The sequence below is a fragment of the Escherichia sp. 94.0001 genome, from assembly GCF_013369155.2.
GTDB lineage: Bacteria > Pseudomonadota > Gammaproteobacteria > Enterobacterales > Enterobacteriaceae > Escherichia > Escherichia coli_F.
Genome location: NZ_JABWMS020000261.1, coordinates 1 through 360 on the forward strand (window position 1 = coordinate 1; position 360 = coordinate 360).

A 360-nucleotide genomic window follows, 5' to 3' on the forward strand; every position below is an offset into this window, starting at 1 on the left:
GTATCGTGAACAGGAATACCATTTTCAAAATCACCATATTGCTTCAAAAAATCGAGATGTGTTTCCCCAAAATCCTCTATATCTTCCCAACCTTCTGCACCCGAAATAACGGCGCAAATAGTCAACAGTAGAATATCCGATAATTTATGTTCCACTTTCCAGGCTTGTCTGTAATCGGGGATAATAGAAATATGTTCCATCAATTTTTTAAGTACCATTTTGTTCTCCTTAATTATGTAAGGAGTATTTGATCATGTATAAGCAATAAAAAACAGCTTCAGGTAATGAGGAATATCTCAATTTTTAAACATAAAATGCGAATTGTTTAGTACAAAAAAGCAGCGTTACGTGATCTTTCCC

At 34.2% G+C, this 360-nt stretch carries 1 protein-coding gene; it reads right to left on the reverse strand.

Annotated elements, in window-relative coordinates:
• Positions 1 to 218 (reverse strand): transposase family protein (locus tag HEN33_RS25605; protein ID WP_183083552.1); only part of this gene is annotated, 218 nt, incomplete at its 3' end.
• Between the last annotated feature and the right edge of the window lie 142 nt (positions 219 to 360).